Origin of the sequence: Coxiella-like endosymbiont, from assembly GCF_002871095.1 — a bacterium.
GTDB lineage: Bacteria > Pseudomonadota > Gammaproteobacteria > Coxiellales > Coxiellaceae > Coxiella.
The window spans coordinates 1-7,113 of record NZ_NSHJ01000125.1 but is presented as its reverse complement, the minus strand read 5'-3'; the positions used below and the strand labels follow the sequence as shown (position 1 = coordinate 7,113).

Genomic DNA, 7,113 nt, shown 5'->3' with positions numbered 1-7,113 from the left:
TATTATTGATATAAGTAAAATTATTGTTATTAAGATAAAATCTTATCCCATATTTCCTTGATTACAAATATTGCTTAATTCATTAAGCTAATATGTATATGCGATATGCAATGGATAATATGTGCGATGGATAAATTTTAATAAGGCCATATCTGGCCGCTCAAGGACCATAAACCATAAAAAATGTACCCTATATAAAAAAGGAGGACTATATAAAAAGATTAAATCAATAATTTCTATAACTATAGGCCATAAATTCATTGGCTTTTTTGATGCTGAATACAAAGTAATGAAGTAATCCAGATAATGAAATGATCCAGATTGTGACTTTCTGAAAAAAAGTATTTTTTGATGTGCACCATATGTAGAAGTGGAGAAATTAAAAATAAGATGTTTAATTAATTGATCACAAGATCCCTCCAAAATTGTGTGAAAAACCTACTAAATTAGTGTCGATATAAGTATAAAGGTTTGTAAAATGGAGTAACAAACTTCTCCTTGAACAGAGAGATGGAGCACACGATCAAGGTTTTCTATTGAAATAAATCAGAAAATCCCAGAACGGTCTGCAAGATCTAATCTAACGAAATTAAAGTAAGAAAAATTTTTTAATTGAGTTAAAAAAGTTTCTTTTCATTTAAAATCCTATAAATAGGAATTTAGATTATTTAATTTTTTAGTAAACACCACCCTTACCTTGTTCTAATAAGCGCTTAGTTAAATGCAAGCTAATGAAGCTAGAGCAACTAAATGACAAGTATTGGTATTTAAAGTCTCTACAAAGTTATCCATTCCCTTAAAATTAAGTAATCCTTAATAAAATTACAATAATCAATGAATGATGTGCTAGTTTTGGCATGATAAGTGTTCAGGATAAAGCGTTGAAATTGATCTTAGGTTTACAGTAACAATAATAGAACCAACGTTTCAAATCTCTTCCCATGGATTCTAAATTTAATATTGTAAAGTCTGTTAGTTTCTTTAGGATTAGCAATGGGATCGTGAACTATATATTTCATTCTATATTTTGATACTCCGTGGATAATATTAACTACCTTTAAATTTTCAAAAAGGTCAGGGGAATTTTTTGCAAGTAAAACCTAAGATAGCGACTGTAGTCTCTTTAATATTAGTATAACCGGCGTAAATCATTTTCTTACATAAGTAAATCTGTTTATTTTAGCACATATTTTCCTATGTTATCATATTTTCCTATGGTATCGTTAATACGCCAAGCAGTTAAGATAACTTCAGGTTGGTAACCCTAATATTATTAGGGTTGATAGGTAAAATAATAAAGGTTGATACCAATATAATATCTTCCCAGCAATACTTGGTTCTAAAAGGTAAAAATTCCAATTTATTTAAGCGCTAGCAGATAACATTTCTTGGATATCTCTATATTCATAATTCATTTGTTCAAATATCATTATTAACTTGTTAATTAAAGCTATATTTAAATCACGAATCACGTTGGGTATTTTCAATTATTTTAGCGGTTTCAAGCATTTGAATATTAAGAGTTCAGGAAAATACTTCCTGTTGTCAGACATCCATAGATGTAGACGATGATATCCAATGTTTACGGATCACAGAACTTGAGATTACTTTAGTAATTGTTTCAAAGAAACCTGTTTTATCACTAAGATTGATTCGCTCAAAGGAATAACCGAAACTGAAATCTATACCAAATTTTCATCCTGAAACAGCTTCAAGTACGGGTATACAATCCTCTTCGATAGCACCAGGATAAATTTATTTTAAAGAGGTCACAGTAAATTATACTGCTTCTTAATATCAATATATTTTAATATTGTTCTATTTTATTTTCTCTACCTTTGGGTTTGGGTGAAACTCGATATTCATTTTTTCTTATTTAGTGGTTTAGGTGGGAGAGGTAAGCGTTCATTTGATCCTTGGTGTTTTTAATTATTTTGATAGTGATAATATATGGTTAATTAAAACCGTAGTAACTATTATTTCGTATTCTATCGCCTTATTTCGTATTCTATCGCCTGTTGTGGCTTTTTAATTAATAAGTTTTTCTTTTCGTAAAGTATTTAAAGTATTTTAGATGGTTTAGTATTGGTTATAAACTGAATAATATTTTGCCATTCTGTTTAAGAAATATATTGAGCATTTATTTTACGAAACAAATTTATGAAATTTAAATAAGTTATATTGTAGCAGATACTTTGATAGAACACTGATTTTGATTGAATTATACTTTTTATTTAGGGGAGCTAGTTTTATTTAGTGTCCAATATAGATTGGAGATCGAGGTGATCTACTTAAATATATTTAAATATATAGTATTTTAGTTGTAGTATTGAATTATGGTTTTTTTACTACTGTTATATTGTGAAGGATAATTTTTTAAAAAAATATATGTATCATTTTGTTACTGTAAAATTACTTTAGATCATAGATCATAAAGCATACTAAAAATAAATCCTACTGTTTTTATTTTTTATTTACTACACGACTACTTTATTTTTTGCTATGCTTAAATTTACTGGGCTAGTATTGGGATTTATTAGGTACCCATTATTTTATTTGCTCGTTAATTATCTTCATGTATTATTCACTATAAGGTTGAGGTTTTTTTTTGGAGAGGTAGATTTAAGTTTTTCATTTTAATATATAATTTCACTATATAATCATAGAAAATAGTTATAGAAAAGTAAAAGTAATAGAAATATTTACTATATTCTAAGTAAATATTCTAAATACTAATTTACTATATTCTAATAGTAGAGATAGTAATAGAACCCTTCACTCTTAGATTACCTTTAGATTACCCTCATCATACATTCTAATTGCTCCTCAATCAATAATCTCCTTTTTTCATGCGGTCCGTTTTCAAACAAGAACTTAAGCTATGCAACCTTCTGAAAAACAGTTTTTTAGCACTGATTCTTTTTCTTAGAACTGATTCTCTTTATAGATCAATCCTTAGCAAAGAGCTGTAATGTTTTGATGACAAAAATTACTAATTAAAAGAGTGTCGTTGGGAACTAAAGCACTATTTGCGTCAAATCTTTTATCAAGGTATAATGTCCTCCTTTTATACACCTACAATGTCTCCAAATAACATTGTAGATATCTTTTTATTGGGGATATCTTTTACTAATAAAGAAGGTCAATATGTCATTAACATCTATAGAAACAGCTAAGATCTTAAAGGAACATCAACGAGATAATAACGATACAGGTTCTTCTGAAGTTCAAGTGGCTATTCTAACTGCTAAAATTACCAAGCTTACTGAGCATTTTAAAATTCATAATAAAGATCATCATTCACGCCGAGGTTTAATGTGGATGGTAAGTCAACGGCGAAAAATCCTTAATTATTTGAAAAAAAACAACATAGAGCGATATCACAAACTAATTGAACAATTAGGATTGCGATCATCTTTAAAGGAAAAACATGAGAAAAATTAGTAAGAGTTTTAAGTATGGTAAACACGATGTTACATTTGAAACGGGAGAAATAGCGCGTCAAGCAACGAGTGCAGTGATGGTTCAAATGGGTCACACTGTTATCTTGGTCACAGTAGTTGCTCAGAAAGATTTTGAGGAAAAGTGTGACTTTTTTCCCCTAACCGTTAATTATCAAGAAAAAACTTATGCGGCAGGGAAAATACCCGGGGGGTATTTTAAACGTGAAGGGCGACCTAGTGAAAAAGAGACCCTGACTTCTCGGTTAATTGATAGACTCTTACGGCCTTTATTTCCTAAAGGTTTTACTAACGAGGTTCAAATTATTGCCACAGTACTTTCTGTAGATTTAGAAGTGCCCACAGAAATTCCATCTATTTTAGGTGCTTCAGCAGCTTTAGGTGTGTCAGGTATTCCTTTTAACGGTCCTGTAGGTGCCGCCCGAGTAGGTTATCGAGAAGGTAAGTATCTTTTAAATCCTTCTTTAGAAGAATTAAGAGGCTCACAGCTTGATTTAGTTATTGCTGGAACACGTGATGCCGTATTGATGGTTGAAGCAGAAGCCCAAGAATTGCCAGAATCGACTATGCTGGGAGCTGTGCTTCATGGGCATAATCTCATGCAAGTCCCTATTAAGATGATTAAAGAATTCATTAAAGAATCGGGTAGTACTCGATGGGACTGGAAGCAGCCTGAGTTCAATAAAGAGTTACAAACTTTAGTAGCGCAAAAAGCTGAATCCGCTCTTATAGAAGCCTATCGTATTGTAGAAAAAACAACTCGACACAATCAAATTCAAATCATTCGAGACGAGCTTTTAAAAGGATTTATTTCAGAAAATAAGGATGAAAATTCCTATAATGTAAATGAAATAGCTGAAATGTTCCACGATTTAGAACGTCGGATTGTTCGTAATCAAATTTTATCTGGTCAATCCCGAATTGATGGGCGTGATACCGAAACTATTCGGCCTATTACCATTCGAGTAGGTCTTCTTCCGTGTTCTCATGGTTCTGCTTTATTCACTCGAGGTGAGACCCAAGCTTTAGTAGTTACCACCTTAGGGACTGAACGGGATGCACAGATGATAGATGACTTGGATGGTGATCGGCGGGAAAATTTTATCTTCCATTATAATTTTCCACCTTTTTGTGTGGGTGAAGTGGGTTTTATGAGTGGTCCTAAACGACGAGAAATCGGCCATGGACGTTTAGCTAAACGAGCAATCGTTCCAGTGGTTCCAATTTTAACAGAGTTTCCCTATGTCATTCGCGTAGTTTCTGAGATCCTTGAATCAAATGGTTCTAGTTCTATGGCAAGCGTATGCGGAAGTAGTTTAGCACTTATGGATGCGGGAGTTCCAATCAAAGCACCTGTCGCTGGTATTGCTATGGGATTAATTAAGGAAGGTGAGAAATACGTAATACTTTCTGATATTCTCAGTGATGAAGATTATTTGGGTGATATGGATTTTAAAGTAGCTGGTTCGGAAAAAGGTGTGACAGCCTTGCAAATGGATATTAAAATTGAAGGAATCACTAAAGAAATTATGGAACGAGCTCTTAATCAAGCAAAGAAGGGTCGTCTTCATATTCTCACTATAATGAATGAAGCTATTGCGCAACCTCGACCTCAAGTTTCTCAATTAGCTCCGCGCTACATTACGATAAAAATCAATCCTGAAAAAATTCGTGATGTCATTGGAAAAGGTGGTGTAATGATTCGAGAGATTACCGAAGCAACAAATTGTGCTATCGATATTTCTGATGACGGTACAATTAAAATTGCTGCTCATTCCACGGAAGAAGGTGAAGCTGCGAAAAGACGGATCGAAGCTTTAACGGCCGAAGTAGAGCTAGGTAAAATGTATGAAGGCTCGGTCGTTAAAATTTTAAGCTTCGGTGCAGTAGTTCAAATTTTTAAAAATTATCAAGGTTTTGTGCATATTTCTCAGATCGCTCAGGAGCATGTGGAAAACGTTCGAGATTATCTTCAAGAAGGTCAAATTGTTCGCGTTAAAGTCATTGAAATCGATAGACAAGGTCGAGTCCGGCTTAGCCTGAAACAGGTTGACGAAATTACTACAAGATAAGGCCCGGGCTGAGGAAAAGCTAGGGCCCTTTGCTGATAACAAGTTTAGATAGTTAGGAGTTTCTATTGGAAGTTGCTTTTTAGAATAAGTTAGATTAATTAATATATCATAGAGAGTTAAAAATATTGCTGTTATGAGAATATTCATTTGATAGGAAAAAATATTCAATAATGCATGAATCTCAAGATCATCTATTTAAGGTTTGGTAACTTCAGTAAACGTAACTTCAGTAAACGGGGCCTCCCAAAAGAAAATAAAAATATTAATCTACTTATTATTAATCTACTTATTAATATTTAATATAATTTTTTTAAATCTAATTTAAAGATTTCTTTTTAAAAAACCAATGTTCTCAACTTGAAGAGTTTCTTATAAGCTCGGTAGTAAAATCTCTGCAATTAAAAATTTATATTTTTAACTTATATTTAAAAAGTTTTTTATGTTTTTTTATTCATTCCATTACAGTAATTTTTTTATGCGATCTTTAGCCTCCCAGTAAAGCAATTTGTTTAGTAACTTATAGGTATATTCTCTTTTAGAGGAACAAAAGTATGATATATTTCCAAGCTAGGAAATATATCATGTTATTCAATAAAAGTTAATAAACTAAAAATAAATTTAGTTTACCTTGATATCTTGAAAAATTTTTTTCGGCTGAAAGAATAGATACTATAATATTACTCATTTTAAATTTTTAAAAAAATTACTGTAAATTATCTTAATAAATTTTCTTTACAAAAAAGAAACGAAAAAGGTAGTGAAAAGAATGATTCGTTTTATTAACACGATAATAGATAGTTCTTGTTTAAATTTTAAGAGCCCGATAATTAATGTTCCCTTAATTAAATTAGAAAAAATGTTTCTGCAATGCTATAGAATACCAAAGTAGGCTCTTAGCAGTATATGCTATGCTATTGACTCTCCATCGAAAAAAGAGATAACTAAAATATTAAATGAAGGTGAGAGTCTACCTCCTTAAATATATGAGGTACAAATTAAATATATAGTATATTTTAGGAAAGTACTTTACTAAAGCAAAGAAATAAATTAAGCTACTTAAAACTTATTGAATACTTTCTATTCAATATATTTTTTCCAGTTTCCTTATTAGGGGTTAAATTGAGGAGCTTATCAAAGCTCTAACAAAGAAGGAAATTTTACAAGAAGTGAGAGTTTTTTCTCAGTTCTTAACCTAATAATTATTAGCGAGTTAGTATTATAAGTTTCAGATCGGTGCTGTGGAGTAATTGTATAATTGTAAAATTCTTTGGGTAATACACTCTCCTAGAGACACCAAAGTAGGTATAATATAGTTTATCAAAAATATGTAACATGCTATCAATCGTGTTACTAACAGTAATCCTGAAGTAAAATAGAATTTGAACCTGCTATGTAAAAAGAATTATTTTTAGTACAGGGATTTTTACAGGGATTATCTAAAAAAACTAAAAAAATTAGGCGAAAAGGAACCTCGTATAGTAAAAAAAGAAAAAAATTCTAAAAAAACTCCAAGTAGCTGTGATTGGTAGGATTATTTCTAATAAGAACATAAATGTTTTTATTGTCAGTCAAAAGAATAA

General features: G+C 31.1%; 2 protein-coding genes. Both read left to right on the top strand.

Annotation, left to right across the window (positions count from 1 at the left end; translation table 11 throughout):
- Positions 1-3,147 precede the first annotated feature (3,147 nt).
- Positions 3,148-3,444: a 30S ribosomal protein S15 gene (gene rpsO / locus CLERM_RS02865; RefSeq protein ID WP_102157091.1), complete on the top strand. Its 297-nt coding sequence runs from the start codon at positions 3,148-3,150 to the stop codon at positions 3,442-3,444.
- Complete coding sequence (pnp, locus tag CLERM_RS02860) at positions 3,431-5,533, top strand: polyribonucleotide nucleotidyltransferase (RefSeq protein ID WP_102157090.1); 2,103 nt, start codon at positions 3,431-3,433, stop codon at positions 5,531-5,533. The genes rpsO and pnp overlap by 14 nt, the downstream gene beginning before the upstream one ends.
- The last annotated feature ends 1,580 nt before the right edge of the window (positions 5,534-7,113 follow it).